This is a genomic window from Micromonospora sp. NPDC047521 (genome assembly GCF_055587305.1).
Genome location: NZ_JBVJGN010000006.1, coordinates 299,964 through 321,773, shown reverse-complemented (window position 1 = coordinate 321,773; position 21,810 = coordinate 299,964). Strand labels below are relative to the sequence as shown.

20 protein-coding genes are annotated in these 21,810 nt (G+C 71.8%); 10 read left to right on the top strand and 10 right to left on the bottom strand.

Going from position 1 to position 21,810, the window contains the following annotated elements:
* The first annotated feature begins 4 nt into the window (after positions 1-4).
* The gene (locus ACZ6N8_RS16510; RefSeq protein WP_466010747.1) at positions 5-4,369 is read left to right on the top strand and encodes a S8 family serine peptidase; all 4,365 of its coding nucleotides are present in this window, start codon (positions 5-7) and stop codon (positions 4,367-4,369) included.
* 68 nt (positions 4,370-4,437) lie between these two features.
* On the opposite strand, the gene ACZ6N8_RS16505 is transcribed toward ACZ6N8_RS16510, so the two are convergent.
* From ACZ6N8_RS16505 to ACZ6N8_RS16485, 5 genes are all read right to left on the bottom strand, one after another.
* On the bottom strand, positions 4,438-4,758 hold the full coding sequence (locus tag ACZ6N8_RS16505; RefSeq protein ID WP_139587946.1) for a DUF1416 domain-containing protein: 321 nt from the start codon (positions 4,756-4,758) through the stop codon (positions 4,438-4,440).
* 5 nt (positions 4,759-4,763) lie between these two features.
* Positions 4,764-5,612, bottom strand: coding sequence for a sulfurtransferase (locus ACZ6N8_RS16500; protein ID WP_364372900.1), 849 nt, complete (start codon positions 5,610-5,612; stop codon positions 4,764-4,766).
* 209 nt (positions 5,613-5,821) lie between these two features.
* Positions 5,822-5,899 carry an Ms5788A family Cys-rich leader peptide gene (locus tag ACZ6N8_RS16495; RefSeq protein ID WP_310503780.1) on the bottom strand — a complete coding sequence of 26 codons (78 nt, stop codon included), beginning with the start codon at positions 5,897-5,899 and terminating at the stop codon, positions 5,822-5,824.
* 94 nt (positions 5,900-5,993) lie between these two features.
* Positions 5,994-6,782: an LmeA family phospholipid-binding protein gene (locus ACZ6N8_RS16490; RefSeq protein ID WP_466010745.1), complete on the bottom strand. Its 789-nt coding sequence runs from the start codon at positions 6,780-6,782 to the stop codon at positions 5,994-5,996.
* 104 nt (positions 6,783-6,886) lie between these two features.
* Positions 6,887-7,942, bottom strand: a complete 1,056-nt coding sequence (locus ACZ6N8_RS16485) for a hypothetical protein (RefSeq protein ID WP_466010744.1) — start codon at positions 7,940-7,942, stop codon at positions 6,887-6,889.
* Positions 7,943-8,183: 241 nt separating this feature from the next.
* On the opposite strand from ACZ6N8_RS16485, the gene ACZ6N8_RS16480 reads away from it, so the two are divergent.
* The 7 genes from ACZ6N8_RS16480 (at position 8,184) to pstB (ending at position 15,292) form a co-directional block, all read left to right on the top strand.
* Entirely contained in the window at positions 8,184-8,903 is a 720-nt protein-coding gene (locus tag ACZ6N8_RS16480) for a winged helix-turn-helix transcriptional regulator (RefSeq protein WP_208761169.1), read from the top strand.
* A gap of 163 nt (positions 8,904-9,066) precedes the next feature.
* Positions 9,067-9,939 (top strand): polysaccharide deacetylase family protein, encoded by an 873-nt coding sequence (locus tag ACZ6N8_RS16475; RefSeq protein ID WP_466010742.1) that lies wholly within the window; start codon positions 9,067-9,069, stop codon positions 9,937-9,939.
* Positions 9,940-10,032: 93 nt separating this feature from the next.
* Positions 10,033-10,959, top strand: coding sequence for a mycothiol synthase (gene mshD / locus ACZ6N8_RS16470; protein WP_466010740.1), 927 nt, complete (start codon positions 10,033-10,035; stop codon positions 10,957-10,959).
* A 213-nt stretch (positions 10,960-11,172) separates the two neighbouring features.
* Positions 11,173-12,279, top strand: coding sequence for a phosphate ABC transporter substrate-binding protein PstS (pstS, locus tag ACZ6N8_RS16465; RefSeq protein WP_466010738.1), 1,107 nt, complete (start codon positions 11,173-11,175; stop codon positions 12,277-12,279).
* 39 nt (positions 12,280-12,318) lie between these two features.
* Positions 12,319-13,410: a phosphate ABC transporter permease subunit PstC gene (pstC, locus tag ACZ6N8_RS16460; RefSeq protein WP_364372884.1), complete on the top strand. Its 1,092-nt coding sequence runs from the start codon at positions 12,319-12,321 to the stop codon at positions 13,408-13,410.
* Complete coding sequence (pstA, locus tag ACZ6N8_RS16455; protein ID WP_466010736.1) at positions 13,407-14,495, top strand: phosphate ABC transporter permease PstA; 1,089 nt, start codon at positions 13,407-13,409, stop codon at positions 14,493-14,495. The genes pstC and pstA overlap by 4 nt, the downstream gene beginning before the upstream one ends.
* Positions 14,496-14,515: 20 nt before the next feature.
* Complete coding sequence (pstB, locus tag ACZ6N8_RS16450; protein WP_151488544.1) at positions 14,516-15,292, top strand: phosphate ABC transporter ATP-binding protein PstB; 777 nt, start codon at positions 14,516-14,518, stop codon at positions 15,290-15,292.
* 75 nt (positions 15,293-15,367) lie between these two features.
* On the opposite strand, the gene ACZ6N8_RS16445 is transcribed toward pstB, so the two are convergent.
* Positions 15,368-16,201, bottom strand: a complete 834-nt coding sequence (locus tag ACZ6N8_RS16445) for an NUDIX hydrolase (RefSeq protein WP_466010734.1) — start codon at positions 16,199-16,201, stop codon at positions 15,368-15,370.
* 262 nt (positions 16,202-16,463) lie between these two features.
* On the opposite strand from ACZ6N8_RS16445, the gene ACZ6N8_RS16440 reads away from it, so the two are divergent.
* Positions 16,464-17,432, top strand: coding sequence for a Gfo/Idh/MocA family protein (locus tag ACZ6N8_RS16440; RefSeq protein ID WP_466010732.1), 969 nt, complete (start codon positions 16,464-16,466; stop codon positions 17,430-17,432).
* 49 nt (positions 17,433-17,481) lie between these two features.
* On the opposite strand, the gene ACZ6N8_RS16435 is transcribed toward ACZ6N8_RS16440, so the two are convergent.
* From ACZ6N8_RS16435 to ACZ6N8_RS16425, 3 genes are all read right to left on the bottom strand, one after another.
* Positions 17,482-18,489, bottom strand: coding sequence for an inorganic phosphate transporter (locus ACZ6N8_RS16435; RefSeq protein WP_139587550.1), 1,008 nt, complete (start codon positions 18,487-18,489; stop codon positions 17,482-17,484).
* Between the two features lie 4 nt (positions 18,490-18,493).
* Positions 18,494-19,120, bottom strand: coding sequence for a DUF47 domain-containing protein (locus ACZ6N8_RS16430; RefSeq protein ID WP_145778717.1), 627 nt, complete (start codon positions 19,118-19,120; stop codon positions 18,494-18,496).
* A gap of 128 nt (positions 19,121-19,248) precedes the next feature.
* On the bottom strand, positions 19,249-20,190 hold the full coding sequence (locus tag ACZ6N8_RS16425; protein WP_466010730.1) for a PPK2 family polyphosphate kinase: 942 nt from the start codon (positions 20,188-20,190) through the stop codon (positions 19,249-19,251).
* A 133-nt stretch (positions 20,191-20,323) separates the two neighbouring features.
* Here ACZ6N8_RS16425 and sigJ point away from each other — a divergent pair, with 133 nt between their 5' ends.
* The gene (gene sigJ / locus ACZ6N8_RS16420; RefSeq protein WP_466010728.1) at positions 20,324-21,289 is read left to right on the top strand and encodes an RNA polymerase sigma factor SigJ; all 966 of its coding nucleotides are present in this window, start codon (positions 20,324-20,326) and stop codon (positions 21,287-21,289) included.
* Between the two features lie 13 nt (positions 21,290-21,302).
* Here the strand turns inward: sigJ and ACZ6N8_RS16415 are convergent, their stop codons facing one another.
* Positions 21,303-21,809 carry a DUF402 domain-containing protein gene (locus ACZ6N8_RS16415; RefSeq protein WP_466010726.1) on the bottom strand — a complete coding sequence of 169 codons (507 nt, stop codon included), beginning with the start codon at positions 21,807-21,809 and terminating at the stop codon, positions 21,303-21,305.
* Between the last annotated feature and the right edge of the window lies 1 nt (position 21,810).

Here is a 21,810-nt window from a genome sequence, read left to right as displayed (position 1 = left end):
AAGAATGTTCCGACCATCAACCACACAGGCCGCCCTCCGGCGGGCGGCCCTGGCGTGCGCCGCTGTCGGGTTGGGCCTCACCGCCCAACCCGCGGTCGCCGCCCCACCCCAGCCCGCGCCGGCCCGGGCAAGCGTGGACCACCGTCTGCTCAGACAGCTCGGTACGACGGGCAGCGGGACCTTCCTGGTCTACCTGCGCGACACCGCGCCGATGGCCCGGACCACGCGGCTGCGCGACCCGGACGACCGGGCCCGGGAGGTGCACCGGCTGCTCACCACCACCGCCGCGCGCACCCAGAAGGGCCTACGCGCACTGCTGACGGCCCGCCGGGCGCCGCACACCACCTACTGGATCGCCAACGCCGTACGGGTGACAGGCGACCGGGCGCTGGCCGAGGAGATCGCCAAACGGCCCGAGGTCGCCCGGATCGAACCCACCCGCAGCTACCCGCTGGTGCGGCCGAAACCCACGACCGCCACCCGCGCCCGCACCGACGGCGCCGAATGGGGGCTCACCAACATCAACGCCCACCAGGTGTGGAGCGAGTTCGGCGACCGCGGCGAGGGCATGGTGGTCGCCAACATCGACAGCGGCGTCCAGTACGACCACCCGGCGCTCGTCGGCACGTACCGGGGGAACCTGGGCGGCGGCACCTTCGACCACGACCACAACTGGTACGACCCGGCCGGCATCTGCCCCAGCGCCGCGCCCTGCGACAACAACGACCACGGCACCCACACGATGGGCACGATGGTCGGCGACGACGGCGCCGGCAACCAGGTCGGCGTAGCCCCCCGCGCGACATGGATAGCCGCGAAGGGCTGCGAGGCCACCTCCTGCTCGGACGCCTCCCTGCTCGCCGCCGGCCAGTGGGTGCTGGCCCCCACCGACCTCAACGGGCGGAACCCCCGCCCGGACCTGCGCCCCGACGTGGTGAACAACTCCTGGGGAGGCGCCGGCGGCGACCCGTGGTTCCAGCAGACCATCGCGGCCTGGCGGGCGGCCGGCATGTTCCCCGTCTTCTCCGCCGGCAACGACGGCCCGGCCTGCGGCAGCGCCGGCTCACCCGGCGACAACACCAACGCGTACGCCGTCGGCTCGTACGACGCGCGGAACGCCATCTCCGACTTCTCCGGCCGGGGCGACGGCACCGACCCGCGGTCCGTCAAACCCAACATCTCCGCCCCCGGCAGCGACGTGCGTTCCAGCGTCCCCGGCAACGGCTACGCCGCCTTCGACGGCACCTCCATGGCCGCACCGCACGTCTCCGGCACCGTGGCGCTCGTGTGGTCTGCGGCACCCGGCCTGAAGGGCGACGTCGCCGCCACCGAGGAACTGCTCGACCGCACCGCCCGCGACGTCGATGCCACCACCTGCGGGGGCACCGCCGCCGACAACAACGTCTTCGGCGAGGGCCGGCTCGACGCGTACGCGGCGGTGCGGGACGCTCCGCGCGGCGCTGTCGGACGGGTCGCCGGCACGGTGACCGCTGCCGGATCCCCCATCGCGGGCGCGACAGTCGGCGACGGCACCCGCAGCGTCACCACAGGTGCGGACGGCAGGTACGCGCTCACCGTGCCGGCAGGCGAGACCACGGTCAGCGTCAGCGCGTACGGCTACGCGGGGCAGTCGAGCACCGTCACCGTCGCCGAGGGCGGCGCTGTCACCCGTGACTTCGCCCTGGTGGCGAGCCCGTCGGTCACCGTCAGCGGCCGGGTCACCGACGGTTCCGGGCACGGTTGGCCGCTCTACGCCCGCATCGAGGTCGCCGGACGACCCGGCGCGCCGGTCCACACCGACCCGGCCACCGGGCGGTACTCGTTCACAGTGGCGGGCAACGCCACCTACCGCCTCGCCGTGACCGTCCGTTACCCCGGCTACCGCACGGTCAGCCGGGACGTGGTGACCGGCGCCGAGCCGGTGACGGCCGACATCGCGGTGCCTGTCGAGCCCGCCTGCACGGCGGCCGGCTACACAGGCAGCTTCGCCACGCCCGTGCTGAACGAGGGCTTCGACGGGACCGACACGCCGCCCGGCTGGGCCGTGCGCAACCGCACCGGGGACGGCGGCTGGAGCTTCACCGACCCGGGGCAGCGGGGCAACCTCACAGGTGGCGGCGGCGCCTTCGCGATCGTCGACAGCGACCGGCTGGGCTCCGACCGGACCCAGGACACCGACCTGGTCACCCCGCCGCTCGACCTGAGCGCGGCACCGGCACCTGTGCTGCGATTCCGCAGCGACTGGCGGGCGGTGGGCGTCACCGACGCGGCCGACGTGGACGTCTCCACCGACGGCGGCGGCACCTGGACCACCGTCTGGCACCAGACCGGCAGCCGGCGCGGGCCACGGATCGAGGAGGTGCCGCTGGACGCGGCGGCCGGAGCCGCCACCGTCCGGGTCCGGTTCCGCTTCCACGGCACGTTCGCCTGGTGGTGGCAGGTGGACGACGTGCAGGTGGTCAACCGCGACTGCGTGCCGGCACCCGGTGGGCTGCTGCTCGGCGTGACCACCGACCGCAACACAGGCGCACCGCTCAACGGAGTCACAGTCGCCGGCGCCGACCGGACGCAGGACCGGGGAGTGTCGGCGGCGACACCCGACGACCCGAACCTTCCGGACGGCTTCTACTGGCTCTTCTCCGCGTCGACCGGGCCGCACCGGTTCAGCGCCACGCGACACCCGTACCGAACGATGACGATCATGGCGACTGTCGCGCCGGACGACGCCCGCCGGACGGACCTCGCGCTGTCCGCCGGCCGGCTCAGCGTCACGACCACCGACGTCGAGGCCTACCAGCCGTACGGCAGCACCCGGACCACGACTGTGACGGTGCGCAACACCGGCACCGCGCCGGCCGCGGTGAACCTGGTGGAGCGCGACGGCCGGTTCGACGTGCTGTCCCGCGCCGGAGCGCCACTGCGGGAGCAGAGGATGAAGGGGATCAGCAGGGCCCGCACCGGCGCGACGTACGGCGGCACCGGTGACGCGCCACGGGCGGAGGACGCCTGGACGGGGATCCCCGACCTGCCGGCGGCGGTCTTCGACAACGCGGCGGCCAACCTGGACGGCGACATCTACTCGGTGGGCGGTGGCGGCGGCTCGGGTCTGGAACGCAAGACCTGGCGGTACGACCCCACCGTCGGCGTGTGGTCCGCGCTCCCCGACCTGCCGACCGCCCGGTCCAAGCCGGTCGCGGCGGCGGTCGGCGGCAAGCTGTACGTCCTCGGCGGCTGGGGCGCGGACGACGTCACGGTCGCCTCGGTGGACGTGTACGACCCGGGGGCGGGCACCTGGACCACGGTGGCCGGGGCGACAAACCCGTTCCCGGCGGCGGCGGCCGGGCAGGCGGTGGCCGGAGGCAGGATCTACCTGGTCGGCGGATGCCTCGACAGCGACTGCACCGACTCCGACCGGCTGGTCGTGTTCGACCCGGCGACGGGCGCCTTCAGCACCGGCGCGGCCTACCCGCACCCGGTCTCCTGGCTCTCCTGCGGCGGGATCGGCGCTGCCGTGTACTGCGCCGGTGGCACCGGCAGCACCGAGCACACCGACGCCTACCGGTACGACCCGGCGGCGGACGCGTGGAGCCCGCTGCCGAACCTGCCGCTGGACCTGTGGGGCTCCCAGTACGCGGCCGCCGGTGGCCTGCTGGTGCTGGCCGGCGGAGTCACCGCGGCGTCGACGACGGTGACCAACCGGACCATCGCGTACGACCCGGTGGCCGGCAGTTGGCGGGACCTGCCCAACGTCGGACTCGGCCGGTACCGGGGCGCCGCCGCCTGCGGCGCGTACAAGATCGGCGGTTCGCCCTCGCCGTTCGTGGGGTCGACGGACAGCGAGCGGCTGGACGGCCTGGGCCTCTGCGCCGGGGAGGCGGACCTTGCCTGGCTGTCCACCGCGCCGAACGCCTTCACCCTGGAACCGGGCACGGCCCGGGCGGTGACCATCACGCTGAGCGCCACCGAGGCGGCCGGGGTCGTCCAACCGGGCGCCTACTCCGGTGAGCTGGGCATCGCGTCCGACACCCCGTACCGGGTGCCCGCCGTCGCGGTGACGACGAACGTGTCACCACCTGCCAGTTGGGGCCGCGTCCAGGGCACCGTCACCGGGGTGACCTGCGGCGGAGCGACCGTCGGGGTTCCCGCGACGGTACGCGTCAACCGGGCGGGCACGAGCACCGGGCACACGCTCACGGCGGACGCCCGGGGCAGGTACGTCTGGTGGCTGCCGAAGGGCCGCTACGACGTGATCGTGGGCAAGGACAGCTGGGTGCCGCAGGTGCAACGCATCCGGATCGAGGCGGGCGTCGTGAACACTGTCGACTTCACCCTCGACCCCGCCTCGTCCTGCCGGGCCACCGGTCTCTGACCCTTCGGACACGACCGGGCCGGTCACCCCTTCGTGGGGTGACCGGCCCGGTCGATCAGAGCAGTGGGTCAGGCGACGGTGACGGTTACCTCGTTGATGCCCCGGCCGGCGGTGACGGCGGTGTCGCCGTTGCCGTGCCGGGACAGCGCCCGCAGGGTCCAGGAACCCGGCGCGGCGAAGAAGCGGAACTGGCCGGCGGCCGAGGTGACCACCTCGGCGGTGAACTCACCTGTCGAGTCGAGCAGCCGGACGTACGCGCCAGCCACGGCCTCGTCCGACGCCGAGCGCACGATGCCGGTGATCACGGTTTCCTTCTCCAGGTCCAGGCTGGCCGGCAGCGGGGCGGCCTGGTCGGGTGCGGCGCAACCCGCAGCGGTGGGTGCGGTCATGGCGATCAGGCCTCCCCGGGTTCGTCGCCGAGCGCGACAGGCACGCCGACGAGCGAGCCGTACTCGGTCCAGGAACCGTCGTAGTTCTTGACGTTGCGGTGACCGAGCAGCTCCTGGAGCACGAACCAGGTGTGCGAGGAGCGCTCACCGATCCGGCAGTACGCGATGGTCTCCTTGCCGTCGTCGAGCCCCGCGTCGCCGTAGATCTTGCGCAGCTCGTCGTCGGACCGGAAGGTGCCGTCCTCGTTCGCGGCCTTGGACCACGGGACGCTGATCGCGGTGGGGATGTGGCCGGCCCGCTGCGCCTGCTCCTGCGGCAGGTGGGCGGGGGCGAGCAGCCGACCGGCGAACTCGTCGGGGCTGCGCACGTCGACCAGGTTCTTGGTGCCGATCGCGGCCACGACCTCGTCGCGGAAGGCACGGATGGACGTGTCGGGCTCCTGCGCGACGTACTGCGTGGCCGGGCGGGTCACCGTGTCGGTGACCAGCGGGCGGGCGTCCAGCTCCCACTTCTTGCGGCCGCCGTCGAGCAGCTTGACGTCGCGGTGGCCGTAGAGCTTGAAGTACCAGTACGCGTACGCGGCGAACCAGTTGTTGTTGCCGCCGTACAGGATGACGGTGTCGTCGTTGCTGATGCCCCGCTCGGAGAGCAGCGCCTCGAACTGGGACTTGTTGACGAAGTCCCGACGGACCTGGTCCTGGAGGTCGGTCTTCCAGTCGATCTTGATGGCGCCGGCGATGTGGCCGGTCTCGTAGGCCGAGGTGTCCTCGTCGACCTCGACGAAGACGACGCCCGGGGCGTCGAGGTTCTTCTCGGCCCACTCGGCCGAGACGAGTGCGGTGTCGCGACTCATCGAATCACTCCCTGGTGAGGATGGATGGTGAGCCAGCGCGTGAGTATCGATGGGTGTAACTGTCGCACCACGCGCGGGACCCAGCTGAAGGACGGGATCACGGGTTCGTGCGACGGCGCCGCTGCCGGGCGTTCGATGGGATCACCGGAGGGTACGAGAACCCTGCGTGCCGGAGGCCGCCGATCAGGCGGCCGGAGACAGCCCCGCCGTCAGATGACGGGGCGACACAGGCAGGTGGCCACGCGGCACAGGTCGACCGCGCGCCGTTTGGTGAGGTGAGTCCCCATGGTCAGGGAGCCTACCAGCCAGTGACCTGGCTGCCACTGAGCCGACCACCATCCGGGAATCGCCAGGGCCACCGGCTGTTCCCTGTCCCACCGGTCAGCTGACGGAGTTGATCGGCACATCTTTCGCGTCGGCCGTGACCGCCAACCCCTCGGGCAACGGCCGGACCTCCCGAAGCGCCAACTGGAACGGCAGGTCGGGCAGCGGCACGTCGATCGAGATGCCCTTGGCGTAGTTGTTCAGCACGGTGCGGGCCAGCGGCAGGTTCGGCAGACCCTCGGCGTCCAGGTTGTTGAAGCGCAGGGCGACGGCGCCGTTCTTGGCAACTGTGACGTCGGCGGTGCCGGCCACTGTGAACTTCTGGCCGAGGACGTCGACCGGAGCGGTGACGGCGAGCTTGCCGCCCTGCTCCCCGAGGGTGAGCCCCGGCCGGTCCAGCAACGCGGCGAGGCTGTCGTAGCTGATCGTGCCGGTGCCGTTCACGGTGTCCGCCACGACATCGCCCTGACCGGTCCGGAGCGTGTCCAGGGAGGCCCGCACGTTACGCGCGTCGACGTCAAGCACCGGCAGCCGTACGGCATCGCCCTCGACCGACGCCTGCACGTCCCGCAGCTTGATGGTGATCCGCTCGTAACGGCCGTCGAGCACCTGCGTCAGGAACGGCGTACCGCCGACCTGCACCTCTGGTGCGGCCGACTGCGCGCCCTGCTTGGTGACCTCCTGGCTGACCCGCTTGGCGATCTCCCTCTCGGCCACGCCGACCGCGACCCGGTCGGCCACCACCAGCAGGCCGGCCACCACCAGGAGCAGGACGACCAGGCCGATGAGCAGCTTGCGACCGCGCCGTCGGGGCCGGACCTCGTCCGCCGGATAGTCCTGGGCCACGCCGCCTCCTGTCTCCGCCCGCCGCGGTGCGACGGGGCGCTCGTACCGGTGCCGCAGGGCGGCGCACCCGTAGGTACCCGACCGGCTCCGGGCTCAACCGTGGCTCAGAGGAAGAGCATGCACATGGCGTACGCGGCAGGTGCGGCAAGGGCGAAGCCACCGAGCGGACCCTGCATGTGCCGGGCGACCCACATGGTGGGCGGCTCGCCGGCCATCAGCCGCCCCGCCTCCGCGTACCCGACGGCGAGGTCGGTGAGGACTGCGGTGACCGCCGCGACCAGGCCGATCACCGCGGCCCGGGTGGGCGTGAAGGGCGCCACCAGGTAACCGCCGAGCAGCGCGCTGATCAGCGTGCCGACCATGGCGCCCGCCACCACGCCGGCGGCGCCCCGGGGCACCTGCGGGGCCAGCCGGGGCCAGGGCAGCACGGCGTCGGTGAGCCGGGCGACGGTGAGCGCGACTCCGCTCGCGGTAAGGCAGACCGTGATCGCCTGGGTGCCGGCCGGGATGCGGCTGAGCACGATCAGGGTGCCGAAGGCCACCACCCCGACGACGATGAGCAGCGTGGCGCCGAGTGAGTCGGTGACCCGGACCCGGTCGACCCGGCGGACCAGCTGACCGAGCACGGCGGCGAGGAAGCCACCGGCGGCCAGGTAGCCCAGCGGCGCCAGGCCGGCGACGTCTGTCTGCACCGCGGCGACGTCGGCGAGTGCGGCGACCACCGCACTGACACCTGCGACAAGCAGCAGGGCGGGCGGGCGCATGGCCATCGCCCAGGCGAGCACGAACAGCAGCTGGACGCCGAAGACGATGAAGGCGAACGGCAACCGGTGACCGGGGCCCGACGTCTGCGCGCCGAGCACCAGGCCGACGCCGAGCAGCGCCGCGAATCCGGCGATGGTCAGCGCCAGCGGGCGGTGCACCTCGACCGGGGGTACGACCTCCTCCTCCGGCTCGTCGACGTCGTCCTCGGAGCGGCGGGCGGGCTCCCCAGCGCGACGGGCACGGCGGGGACCACCCCGTTCGCGGCGGTCGCCGTCGGCGACGGCCGGACCGGTGCGCGGCGCGGGCGGTTGGCCACGGGTCGGTGCGGCCGGGCCCGGACGTGGCCCGTCGGGCCACGTTTCGCGGCCGGCGTCCGGCGAGGTGGAGGGAAACACGCCCCGATCGTGCCAGACCGGCCGGCCGGTGCGGTGGTCAAGGGTTTCAGCAACGTTAAAACCTGCGCCACGATCAGGGGCAAGCTAGACAAACGGGAAATCGCCTGACGGCGCCGCCGAGGCGATCGGTTACGCTCAACGCGTTACCCGCCCGTCAGCGACGCCGGGACCACGCAATTTCTCAGCGCACTCCCTCACGAGTGTGTCTGGTCGCGTGCGGCCACGCGCCGCCGGGACGGAGGTGATCGTGGAGATCCTGTTGCTGGTGACCGCACGCGCAGGGGAACCGTCCGCTGTGCTGCCGGCACTCGACCTGTTGCCGCACTCGGTCCGTACCGCACCACGCGACGTCCGCACCCTGGTCGCCGGGCCCAGCCCCGACGCGGTGCTGGTGGACGCGCGGTCGGAGTTGAGCGAGGCCCGGGCGACCTGCCGGATGCTGCACGCCACAGGGCTCGGGGTGCCGCTCGTGGCGGTGGTGACCGAGGCCGGGCTGATCGCGCTGAACGCCGACTGGGGCGTCGACGACGTCATCCTCGCCTCGGCCGGCCCCGCCGAGGTGGAGGCGCGGCTGCGGCTGGCCGTGGGCCGGCTGAGCAACGCGACCGCCGGCGCGGGCGGTTCGATCCGCGCGGGTGAACTGAGCATCGACCCGGACACGTACGCCGCCAAGCTCAAGGGACGTCCGCTCGACCTCACCTACAAGGAGTTCGAGCTGTTGAAGTTCCTGGCGCAGCACCCGGGCCGGGTGTTCACCCGGGACCAGCTGCTGCGTGAGGTCTGGGGCTACGACTACTTCGGCGGCACCCGCACGGTGGACGTGCACGTCCGGCGGTTGCGCGCCAAGCTCGGCTCGGAGTACGAGTCGATGATCGGCACGGTCCGCCAGGTGGGTTACAAGTTCGTCGTCCCGCCGTCGCGGTCGCTGCCCGAGGCGGAGCACGCCCCACTGCCCGTCTGATCGGTTGCCAGCCTCCCGCCCGGGAGGATTCCCCATATGCCCTTTTTGCGCATCTCGTCGGTTCTATTCTGACTGCCGGGTTTGTCAGCAGAGGGGAGTCGACGGTGCGCGCAGAGACCACGGGGGCGACGGGCCGGCGTGACCGGTCGGCGGGGTGCAGGCCGTGACGCGGGGCAACCCGACCGTCCGGGCGGCCGGAATCGTGGCACTCGTGGTGACGGCGCTGCTCGGCTCGGCCTACGTGCTGGGCCGCAGCCTCATCCCCGACCAGCCGCAGGCGCGCAAGACCACAGGTGTCACCACCAACGCCGACGGGCCGTACTACGCCGACCAGCCGACCGAGGCCGAGCCGAGCGGAGCACCCAGCCCCAGTCGCGGCGCCGGGCCCACCGAGGCAGGCCAGGACGGGTCGGGACGGGACTCCGGCGGCGGCCAACTGTTCGGGGCGCACACCAGCACCGGTACGCCCCGCCTCGCGTTGACCTTCGACGACGGGCCGGATCCGCGCTACACCCCGCAGGTGCTCGCCATGCTGCGCGAGTTCGACGTCAAGGCGACCTTCTGCGTGGTGGGCGAGAACGCGCAGAACCACCCCGACCTGATCCAGGCGATCGTGGACGGCGGGCACACCCTGTGCAACCACTCCTGGCACCACGACGTCACCCTCGGCAACCGTTCGGCGGACATGATCCGCGCCGACCTGCTGCGTACCAACGAGGCGATCCGCGCTGCGGTGCCTGACGCGCCGATCGTCTGGTACCGCCAGCCCGGCGGCGCCTGGACCTATCCCGTGGTGTCGGTGGCGCAGCAGCTCGGCATGACCCCGCTGCACTGGTCGGTGGACCCACAGGACTGGGAACTCCCCGGCGCGAGCCGGATCGCCGCGACCGTGACCAGTCAGGCCGAACCGGGGTCGGTGGTGCTGCTGCACGACGCCGGTGGCGACCGGCAGGGCACCATGGACGCGCTGCGGCGGATCCTGCCCGACCTGACCGCGCGGTTCGAGTTGGAGGCTCTGCCCACCGACCCCACCTGAGACCCGGGCGGGCCGCGAGGCGTCGCCTGGGCACCGGCGCCTTTCCTCGGCGACCCTCCGGGTGTCCAGTGGCGCAACGGATACGGTGACGGGATGAGCAGCGCGGAGCCGACCAGCGACCAGGTGACCCGGAGGGACCGACTGGCCCCGGCGGAGATCACCGATGTGCTGGCCCTGGCACGTACGGCCGGCGACACCGACGGCGCCGACCCCCTCGACGAACACGTCCTGCTCCGGCTGCGCGACCCCGACGCCCCCGCCGTGCACCTGGTCGCCCGCGCCGACGACGGCACCCTCACCGGGTACGCGCACCTCGACACCACCGACCCGGTGGGCGGCATCGGGGTGGAACTGGTGGTGCACCCCGCGTACCGGCGTCGGGGCACCGGTCGGGCACTCGCCCGGGGCGTCCTCGCCTCGGCGACCGGGCCACTGCGGGCGTGGGCGCACGGCGACCACCCCTCGGCCGCCGCGCTCGCCGTCGACCTCGGGTTCACCCGCGCCCGGGTGCTCTGGCAGTTGCGCCGGCCACTGGCCGCCCCGCTTGGTGAGCCGCGACTGCCCGACGGGGTCACGCTGCGCGCGTACCGGCCCGGGGCGGACGACGCGGCCTGGCTGACCCTCAACTCGCGGGCCTTCGCCGAGCACCCCGAGCAGGGCCGGTGGACCTCGGACGACCTGCGGGTCCGCCTGGCCGAGCCGTGGTTCGACCCGGCGGGCTTCCTGCTCGCCGAGGAGACCGCCACGGGTCGGCTGCTCGGGTTCCACTGGACCAAGGTGCACGAGCGGCCGGGATCGGCCCGCATCGGCGAGGTGTACGTGCTGGGCGTGGAGCCGACCGCGCACGGCGGCGGACTGGGTCGGTCGTTGACCACCGCGGGTCTGGCGTACCTGCGGGACAAGCGGGGCCTGGACCGGGTGATGCTCTACGTGGACGACTCGAACACCGGGGCCGTCGCGCTGTACGAGCGGATGGGCTTCGCCCGCTGGTCCGCGCACATCAACTACCACCTCGGCTGAGCGGGAACGGGCGCTGAGATGCCCCGGTTCACTTAACGGACAACTCACCCTCAGCGAGCGGTCACCTGACGGGCCGTACGTGTTCACCTCGCGTTCATTTGCGACCGGCGAACCGGCTACCTGGCACTTCTAACTTTCGTGTCAGCCGGTCACTGCCGGTCCTAGGGCCCCGGGATCGGGGCGCCAAGTCAGACGCGAAGGGAAACCCCTCAGGTGAAGCTCCAGCGGTACGGCACTATTGCCTGCCTCGCTCTTGCCGCGACGCTCGGCCTCAGTGCATGCGGCTCGGACAACAACGAGCCCGCCTCCGGCGCAACTGCTTCGGGCTCGGCCGCCGCGGTCGACTGCGCTACCGGAACGCTGAACGCCCAGGGCTCGTCGGCGCAGAAGAACGCCATGGCCGAGTGGATCAAGGCGTACCAGCAGAAGTGCCAGGGCACCACGATCAACTACGAGGCCTCCGGCTCGGGCGCCGGCATCCAGGCGTTCATCGCCGGCACCGCCGACTTCGCCGGCTCCGACTCCGCGCTCAAGCCGGAGGAGCAGCCGAAGGCCGACGCCAAGTGCGTCGGCGGCAAGGCCATCCACCTGCCGATGGTGATCGGCCCGGTGGCCGTCGCCTACAACGTCAGCGGCGTGGACAACCTCCAGCTCAAGCCGGCCACCCTGGCGAAGATCTTCGCCGGCAAGGTGACCAAGTGGGACGACGCGGCGATCAAGGCCGACAACCCGGACGCCAAGCTCCCGGCGACCACCATCCAGACCGTCCACCGCTCGGACGAGTCGGGCACCACCGACAACTTCACCAAGTTCCTCTCGAAGACCTCCGAGGCGGACTGGACGCTGGGCAACGCCAAGGCCTGGAAGGCCCCGGGCGGCACCGGCGCCAAGGGCTCGGACGGCGTGGCCAGCTCCGTCAAGGGCGCCGACGGCTCCATCGGCTACATGGAGTGGTCGTTCGCCGAGAACGCCGGCCTGAAGATGGCCAAGATCGGTAACGGCAACGGCGAGTTTGCCGCGTTGACCGCCGAGGCCGCCGGCAAGACCATCGCCGGGGCCAAGATCGAGGGCCAGGGCGACGACCTCAAGCTGTCGATCGACTACAACACCAAGGAGGCCGGGGCCTACCCGATCGTCCTGGCGACGTACGAGATCGTCTGCAGCAAGGGCCTCGCCGCCGACAAGCTCAAGCTGGTCAAGGGCCTGCTGGGCTACGCCGCCAGCGCCGAGGGCCAGAACTCGCTTACCGACCTGGGCTACGCCCCGCTGCCGGAGACGGTCCGCACCAAGGTCGAGACCGCGGTCACGAACCTCTCCTGACCCGACCCCACCACCTCCGCAACCGAATCGAGCGAGCAGATGGGTGAAACCCCTCACCGCTCGGCCGACGCCGGCACCGGCGGGACGCGCGTGACCCAGAGTCACGAGTGGCCCGCCGGTGCCTCGGCGCGTGTGGCCGAGGCACCAGTCAGCACCCGTTCCCCGGGCGGCGCCGGGCTGGGCGGCGGCGGCGCGCTGCCGCGCAGCCGCAAGTTCGGCGCCGAGCGGGCCTTCCGCGGTCTCACACTTGCCGCCGGCACCGCCGTTCTGGTCATCATCGCCGCCATCGCGATCTTCCTGGTCGCCAAGGCGGTACCGGCCCTGCGCGCCAACACCGAAAACTTCTGGTCCTACGAGGGCTGGTCCCCCAACGAGACAGAGCCCAAGTTCGGCATCGGCACGCTCGCCTTCGGCACCGTGCTCAGCTCGGCTCTCGCGCTGCTGATGGCGGTGCCGGTGGCGCTGGGCATCGCGCTCTACCTCTCGCACTACGCGCCCCGCCGGCTGGGCACCGCGCTCGGCTTCCTGGTCGACCTGCTGGCCGCCGTGCCGAGCGTGGTCTTCGGCCTCTGGGGTCGGGACATCTTCATCAACCCGGTGCGGGACTTCTCGGTCTGGCTCAACGAGTACTTCGGCTGGATCCCGATCTTCGGCGGCGACGGCCCGTTCGGTAAGTCGATCATGTTGGGCGCCCTGGTGCTCGCCATCATGGTGCTGCCGATCATCACCTCGCTCTCCCGTGAGGTGTTCCTCCAGACGCCTACCGCGAACGAGGAGGCCGCCCTCGCGCTGGGCGCCACCCGCTGGGAGATGCTGCGTACCGCGGTTCTCCCCTACGGCCGCCCCGGCATCATCGCCGCGGTGATGCTCGGCCTGGGCCGCGCCCTCGGCGAGACCATCGCCCTGGCGCTGACCCTCGGCATCACCTTCGGCATCTCGTTCAACCTCATCCAGAACGGCGGCAACACCATCGCCGCCAACATCGCCAACGCGTTCGGCGAGGCGAACGAGACCGGACGGGGCGCGCTCATCGCCTCCGGCCTGGTGCTGTTCACCATCACGCTGATCGTCAACATCACGGCGCGGGCGATCATCTACCGCCGCCGGGAGTTCACGGAGTCGGCCGCATGACCACAACCGTCACCTCCCACCGCACCCGCCCGCCGGCCCAGCCCGCGTCACTGCGGGGTCGGCGACTTCCCTGGTACGCCGCACCTGCCATCGCCGTCGCGGCCCTGGCGCTCGCCGCGGCGGTCGTCTACGGCGCCGGCATCGGCGGCCCGGTCCTCGTGGTCGCCCTCGGCGCGGTCCTCTACCTGGTCGGGCTCTTCGCCGCGGCCAACACGGTCGAGGGGCGCCGGTCGGCCCGCAACCGCACCTGGAGCGCGCTGATCCACTCCGCGTTCGTGCTGGCGGTGCTCCCGCTCGTCTCGGTGGTCTGGACGCTTGTCAGCAAGGGCACGGAGCGGCTGGACGTCAACTTCTTCCAGACCTCGATGAACAACATCGGGGCCCGGGACGCCAACGGCGGCGCGTACCACGCGATCGTCGGCACGCTTGAGCAGGTAGGCATCGCCACCCTGATCACCGTCCCGCTCGGCGTCCTGTGCGCCATCTACATCGTCGAGTACGGGCGCGGCAGGTTCGCCTTCGCGATCCGGTTCTTCGTGGACGTGATGACAGGCATCCCGTCGATCGTCTCCGGCCTCTTCGTGCTGGCGTTCTGGGTGCTGATCGTGTCGCCGTGGTTCAACGACGGCCGGCCCAGCTTCTCCGGCTTCGCCGCCGCGCTCGCGCTGAGCGTGCTCATGCTGCCCACAATCGTCAGGTCCACCGAGGAGATGCTCCGCCTCGTCCCCGCGCCGCTGCGCGAGGGCGCGTACGCCCTCGGTGTACCCAAGTGGAAGACCATCCTGCGGGTGGTCCTGCCGACGGCGCTGCCCGGCATCGTCACGGGCGTCATGCTCGCCATCGCCCGCGCGGCCGGCGAGACCGCGCCGGTGCTGCTCGTCGCGGGCGGCGGCGCCGCCATCAACACCAACCCCTTCGAGAACAGCCAGTCGTCGCTGTCCCTCTTCGTCTACCAGCAGGCCGGTGACGCGTCGAGGTACGCGCCGGCACGGGCGTGGACCGCGGCTCTCACCCTGGTCGCCCTCGTGCTCATCCTGACGATCGCGGCGAAGCTGCTGGCCCGTCGCAACCGGCTCAGCCGATGAACCCCGGAGGTACCACCACCATGGCCAAGCGTGTCGAAGCCTCGAACGTCACCGCCTACTACGGCGGCTTCAAGGCGATCGAGAACATCAACCTGACGGTCGAGCCGAAGACCGTCACCGCCCTGATCGGCCCGTCCGGTTGCGGCAAGTCCACGTTCCTGCGGTCGATCAACCGGATGCACGAGGTGTTGCCCGGTGCTCGGGTCGAGGGCAGCCTGACCATCGACGACCAGGACATCTACGACCGGGACGTGGACGTCACAGCGGTCCGGCGCATGATCGGCATGGTCTTCCAGCGGCCGAACCCGTTCCCCACCATGAGCATCTTCGAGAACGTGGTGGCCGGGCTGAAGCTCAACGGCGTCCGGAAGAAGTCGATCCTGGACGAGGCCGCCGAGAAGGCGCTGCGCTCGGCGAACCTGTGGGACGAGGTCAAGGACCGGCTGGGCAAGCCCGGCGCGGGCCTCTCCGGCGGTCAGCAGCAGCGGCTCTGCATCGCCCGGACCATCGCTGTCGAGCCGCAGGTCGTGCTGATGGACGAGCCGTGCTCCGCCCTGGACCCGATCTCCACGCTGGCGATCGAGGACCTGATGTTCCAGCTCAAGGACAAGTTCACGATCATCATCGTGACGCACAACATGCAGCAGGCCGCGCGGGTGTCGGACCGGACCGCCTTCTTCTCCATCGAGAAGACAGGCGACCCCGGCCGGCTCATCGAGTACGACAACACCCAGAAGATCTTCAGCAACCCGAGCGTGAAGAAGACCGAGGACTACATCACCGGCCGCTTCGGCTGAACCGCCGCGTCCCGCGCCGCGAGGGGCGTCGGTCGACCTGACCGGCGCCCCTTCGTGTACCCCGAGGCGCGGCGGTCAGCCGAGCACGAAGCGCGGTTCGCCGTCCGGTGGCAGGTCGAGGCGGGGGGTGACCGGGGTGGCCGCGTCCCGGTCGGCCGCCGCGCGGGCCACCCCGGCCGGGTCGCCGGCCGCCGCCACCTGGGCGAGTGTGACGAGGGTCGGTGGCAGCATGGTCAGCTCGCCGGCCCGCGCCCGGGCCAGGGCGTCGGCCGGCCGGATCCACAGGGTGTGGTCGGCCTCGCCGGAGACGTCGCGGGTCCGCTGCCCCGCCGGCAGCAGGGCCACGAAGAAGTACGTGTCGAAGCGGCGCGGCTCGAACTCGGGGGTGATCCACCGGCTCCATGGCAGCAGCAGGTCCGACCGCAGGGTGAGACGCCGGTCGGCGAGCAGCGCCGCGAAGCCCAGCCGACGCCCCTCCAGGTCCTGCCGGGCGGTCTCCCAGTCGTCGCCGCTGACGTCGCCCACCACCGTCGCCTCGTCCGGGCCGGCGAGCAGCACGCCCGCCTCCTCGAAGACCTCCCGGGCGGCGGCGCAGACCACCGCCTGGGCGGCGTCCGGGGCGACCCCGAGGCGTCCCGCCCACTCGGTTGGCGTCGGGCCGGCCCAGTCCAGGTGCGCCTCCGAGTCGGAGCGGTCCACCCCGCCGCCGGGGAAGGCGTACATCCCGCCGAAGGTCATGGCGGCGACCCGGCGGATGACGTACACCTCGAAGTCGGTGTCGGTCGGGCGCAGCAGCAGCACCGTGGCCGCGACCCGGGGCACCGCCGGGGTGCCGCCCTCGGCCTGGAACCGGCGGGCGTGCTCGACCAGGGCGGCCGGGGCGGCGAAGCCGTCGCTGTCGATCGTCATGCCGCGAGCCTAGTTCCCCGACCGGCGGGGCTGGTTGGTGTGCCAGGCACCTCGGCGCAGCCGCCGACCACCCCCACCGCTCCTTTGCTCTGCTTAAGCGGACGCGACGGTAATGTCCGGTGACTGTTGCGTCCGCTTAAGCAGAGCAAAGGGCGTGCACAGGGGTGGGCGGACCGCCGATCGGCGCAAGGGTTCGGCGGATGAGCCATCGGCCGGCGGGCCGGGCAGCGGGCGGTTCACCCGGCTCGGCTAGCGTTCCGGCATGACTCGTTGGGGCATCCTGGCCACCGGCCACATCGCCAGCCGTTTCGCTGAAGACCTCCGGCTGGTGCCGGACGCCGAGCTCGTCGCGGTCGGCTCCCGGGCCGCCGACAGCGCGCAGCGGTTCGCCGACAAGCACGGCGCGAAGCGGGCGTACGGCTCCTGGGTGGAGTTGGCGGCCGACCCGGAGGTCGACGTCATCTACGTGGCCACGCCGCACGCCGCGCACCACGAGGCGGCGATGACCTGCCTGACCGCCGGACGGGCGGTGCTGCTGGAGAAGCCGTTCACGCTGGACCTGGCGACGAGCACCGAGCTGGTGGACACCGCCCGCGCCGCAGGGGTCTTGCTCATGGAGGCCATGTGGATGCGGACCAACCCGCTCATCCAGCGGGTGGTCGAGCTGATCGGGGAGGGGGCGATCGGCACGGTGAGCGGCGTCCGGGCCGACTTCGGGGTGGCCGGGCCGTTCCCGCCGGAGCACCGGATGCGCAACCCGGTGCTGGGCGGGGGTGCGTTGCTCGACCTGGGGATCTACCCGATCAGCCTGGCCCATCTGCTGCTCGGGGTGCCGCAGCACATCCGGTCCTGGGCGCAGCTCGGGCCGGAGGGGACGGACGAGAACACGGGCATCCTGTTCGGCTACGACACCGGGGCGCTGGCCACGCTGAGCTGCGGCATGGTGGGGGCCAGCGAGTTGTCCGCCTCGATCACCGGCACCACCGGCCGGATCGACCTGCCGGAGCCGTTCTTCCGGCCGGCGTCGCTGACAGTGCACCGGGCCGGCGCCGAGCCGGAGACGATAGTCGCGGAGGAGGCCGGCAACGGCTACCAGTACGAGGCGATCGAGGTGCAGCGTTGCCTGGCCGCCGGGCTGACCGAGAGCCCGCTCGTGCCGCACACCACCACACTCGAGGTGATGGCGCTGCTGGACACGATCCGCGGGCAGATCGGCGTGCGGTACGTCTGAACGCGAAAAGGCCCCCCGGTCGGGGGGCCTTTTCGCGTGCGGGACCCGGTCAGCCGAAGAGCGGCCGGACCAGCAGGTACGTGACGCAGGCGATCAGCGCCGCGGCCGGGAACGTGATGATCCAGGCGATCACGATGTTGCCGGCGACGTTCCAGCGCACCGCGGAGAGCCGCTTGGTCGCGCCCACACCCATGATCGCCGAGGTGATCGTGTGGGTGGTGGAGATCGGCGCCTTGAGCACCAGGGCGTTGAAGTAGAGCACCGCGCTGGCCACCGTCTCGGCGGCGAAGCCCTCCGGCGGCCCGAGGTCGATGATCTTGCGTCCGAGGGTCCGGATGATCCGCCAACCACCGGCGTACGTGCCGAGGGCCAGCATCGTCGCGGACGTCCAGAACACCCAGCCCGGGATGTGCGTCTTGCTCTCCTGGAAACCGCCCGTGTACAGCGCCAGCACCACGATGCCCATGGTCTTGGCGGCGTCCTGCATGCCGTGGCCGACGGACATGGCGGCCGCCGAGGCGGTCTGCGCCCACCGGAAGCCCCTGTTGAGCTTGCCCGGCTGCCCCTTGCGGAACAGCCAGAGGATGGCGAGCATCAGCAGGTAGCCGAGGGTGAGACCGACGATGGGCGAGAGCACCATCGGCAGCAGCACCTTCTCGCCGATGTTGCCCCACTGCACGAGACCGCCTGTGGACAGCAGGGTCGCGCCGACCAGGCCGCCGAAGAGCGCGTGCGACGACGACGAGGGCAGACCGAAGTACCAGGTGATCAGGTTCCAGGCGATCGCACCGAGCACTCCGGCGAAGACCACCCCGAGGCTGCTCACCCCGGTCGGGAGGGTGACCAGGCCATCGCCGACGGTCTTGGCGACGCCGGCGCCGAAGTGGGCGCCGACGAAGTTGCCGACCGCGGCGAGCCCGAGGGCGATCCGCGGGGTCAGCGCCCGGGTGGAGACGCTTGTGGCGATCGCGTTGGCGGCGTCGTGGAAGCCGTTGGTGTAGTCGAACGCCAGGGCCACCGCGATCACCGCCAGTACGGCGATGAGTTCAGGGGACACCGGCTCAGGACTCCTTGACGGCGATGGTCTCGACGGTGTTGGCCACGTGCTCGAAGGCGTCGCAGGCGGCCTCCAGCTCGTCGGCGACCTCCTTCATCTTCAGCACCGTCAACGCGTCGTACTCACCGGAGAAGAGGCGTACGAGCAGCTGCCTGTTGATCCGGTCGCCCTCGTTCTCCAGCCGGTTGCACTCGATCCAGTAGTCCTCGAGGTCCTTCATCGACTTCAGCCGGGGCATGGCCTCGGCGGTCAGCTTGGCCTGCTGGTCGAGCACGTTGACCATTTCGTGCAGCTCGCGGGGCAACGCGGGCAGCTCGGTCAGCCCGTACAGGTAGAGGAGGTCGCCGACCGCCTCCAGGTGGTCCATCACGTCGTCCAGCAGCGAGCCGAGCCGGTAGATGTCCTCCCTGTCGAACGGCGTGATGAACGTCGAGTTGATCTTCTTGTACAGGTCGTGCGTGATCTGGTCGCTGTCGTGCTCGACCTCGGTCAGCCGCTCGCTGACCGACTGCACGTCGACGCCGGGCAGGGCCAGCTCGTTCAGCAGCGCGGTGCCCCGGACCAGGTTCTGCGCGGCCCTGGTGAAGAGCTCGTAGAAGGCGCCCTCGGTGGGGCGGAAGGAAAACTTCACAGCACAGACCTCGTCGCGTCGGTGGAAGGGTGGCGGCACCCGTTGGGCACCCGCCCGGTGAATGCTAGAAAACGGCTGGACCGCGAATTCGTCGGCCCACCCCTGGCCAAGCCACATTCACCGGTCGTTCACCTGCCGTTCATCTCGGGCGCCCCATCCGCCCCCGCTCCCCCAGTACGCAGCCGCTCCCGTTCGTGCGCCACATCGAAATCGGCAGGCGGATACCCCAGATCAAGCGTGTCGAACGTCTCCCTCAGCAGGTGGGCCACCGCCCAGTCCCGGTACCACTTGCGGTCCGCCGGCACCACGAACCAGGGGGCGGCGTCCGTGGCACACCGGCTCAGAGCCTCGGCGTACGCGGCCTGGTAGTCGTCCCAGCGGGCCCGGGCGTCGACATCCGAGGGGTTGTACTTCCAGTGCTTGCGCGGGTCGGTGAGTCGTTGCAGCAGGCGCTCGCCCTGCTCGGCGTACGAGATGTGCAACATCACCTTGACCAGAGTCACGCCGTCGTCGGTCAGCTCCCGCTCGAAGGAGTTGATCTCGTCGTACCGGGCCCTCCAGGTGGCGTCCGGTACCAGCGAGGCGACCCGGGCGATCAACACGTCCTCGTAGTGCGACCTGTTGAACATCCCGACGTACCCGGGTGGGGGAAGCGCCCGGCGGATGCGCCACAGGAAGTCGTGTCGCAGCTCCTGCGGGGTCGGCGGACCGAACGAGCGGATGTGCAGGCCCAGCGGGTTCATGGCGCCCGCCACCCGCTTGATCGTGCCGTCCTTGCCACCGCAGTCCATGGCCTGGAGCACCAGCAGCACCCGGTGCGCCGGCCGCTCCGACCCGGCCTGGGCCATCGCGAAGAGCATCTCCTGCTGCCGGCCAAGCTCCTCGCCGACCAGCTCCACCTGCTCCCGCGCCCAGGTCTTGCGGCGGCCGCCGTCCATCTCCGCCACCGGCAGGCCGGGCGTGGACCGGGGATCGATCGCGCCGAGATCCACAGGCGCGGTGACCCGCAGCAGCTCTCGTACTCCGCCGCCGTCCGGCGCCACGATCCGCGGTTCCTGGGATGTGCTCATGCACGGATCATCGCCCACCCCCCGGCGGTCCGCCCGCCGAGAGCGGTCGCGGCCGGCATCCGGGGCTGCCCGCGCCCGGATTCGGCGGGAGGATGGACGTCCAGGAGGCAACCGGTCGGGAGGTGGTGGGTCCGTGCGGGACCTGGCGACGGAGTTCGAGTCCGAGCGGGGCCGCCTGCTCGCGGTGGCCCGCCGGATGCTGGGCAGCCGCAGCGAGGCCGAGGACGCGGTGCAGGAGACCTGGCTGCGCTACGCCGGGGCGCTCGCCGACCCGGCGGCCCGTGCGGAGATCCGCGACCTGCCCGCTTGGCTGACCACCACGTGCGCCCGGATCTGCCTCGACGTGCTCCGCTCGGCCCGCGTCCGACGGGAGGCGTACCCGGGGCAGTGGCTACCGGAGCCGGAGGTACGCCCACTGGACAGCCGTCCGGCACCGGACGGGTACGCCCCCGACCCGGCGGAGCGGGCGGTGCGTGCCGACCAGGTAGGTACGGCGCTGCTGGTGGTGCTGGAGCGACTCGCGCCGGAGCAACGGGTCGCCCTCGTGCTGCACGACGTGTTCGCGGTGCCGTTCGCGGGCGTCGCCGGCGTGCTCGGCACCACCGAGGGGGCTGCCCGGCAGCTCGCCTCCCGCGCCCGACGGGCGGTGACCGCGCCGGACGCGCCCCGGCACAGCGCCGACCCGGCCGAGCAGCGGCGCGTGATCGAGGCGTTCGTCGCGGCCACCGAGTCCGGCGAACTGGACGCGCTGGTGCGGGTGCTCGCGCCGGACGTGGTCCTGCTCGGCGACTCCGGCGGGCACTTCCCGTCGGCCCGTCGGCCGGTGGTCGGCGCAGCCCAGGTGGGCCGCTTCACGCTCGGCCTGTTCGGCCGTGCCGGCAGGTACACCCACCGTGTGCTGTCCCGGCCGGTGCTCGTCGACGGCGTGCCGGGTCTTCAGATGGAGACGGTGCACAGCGACGGGCGGCCGATCCGCCTGATCACCGCGTTCGCCGTGGACCAGGGCCGGATAACAGGCATCTTCAACCAGCTCAACCCGGAGAAACTGGCCGACCTGCCACCGCTGGGCGACGACGACACCTGGCCGCCGCGCTGGTGACCCGGGCGCCGGCTCAGACCACCAACGCCAGCCACTTGCGGTACGAGGTGGCGAACGGCTCGGTGCCGTCGCCCAGCGCGCCGTACAGCCACCTGGCGGCCGCCTCGGCCTCCACCACCACGTCCTCGGGGTAGCCGAAGCGGGCCCGGTGCTCGGCGAACTCGTCCTCGTCGAGCAGCTCCACGAGACCTGTGGCGCGGCGGCGCACCACGTCCAGGTCGAGGTCGATGAGGTGGACGGTGTCGTCGGACTCCCAGCGGGCCGGGGTGGCGATGTCGCAGTAGACCTCGCTGGTGCGCGGCGGCGGGTTGAACATGCACGTCCACCAGGCGTGGTGCGGCACCAGGAGGACGAAGGGAATCCTCTCCACCGAGGGCCGGCCGTGGTAGACCGACTCGGTGCCGAACGGGACGCCCAGCCAGATGCCCAGGTCGTCCTCGGCGAGCCGGCGGGCCGGGTAGTCACGGTGGGCGCTGCCGTCGTACTTGCGGTAGATCACTCGGACCACGTCGCTCGGCATG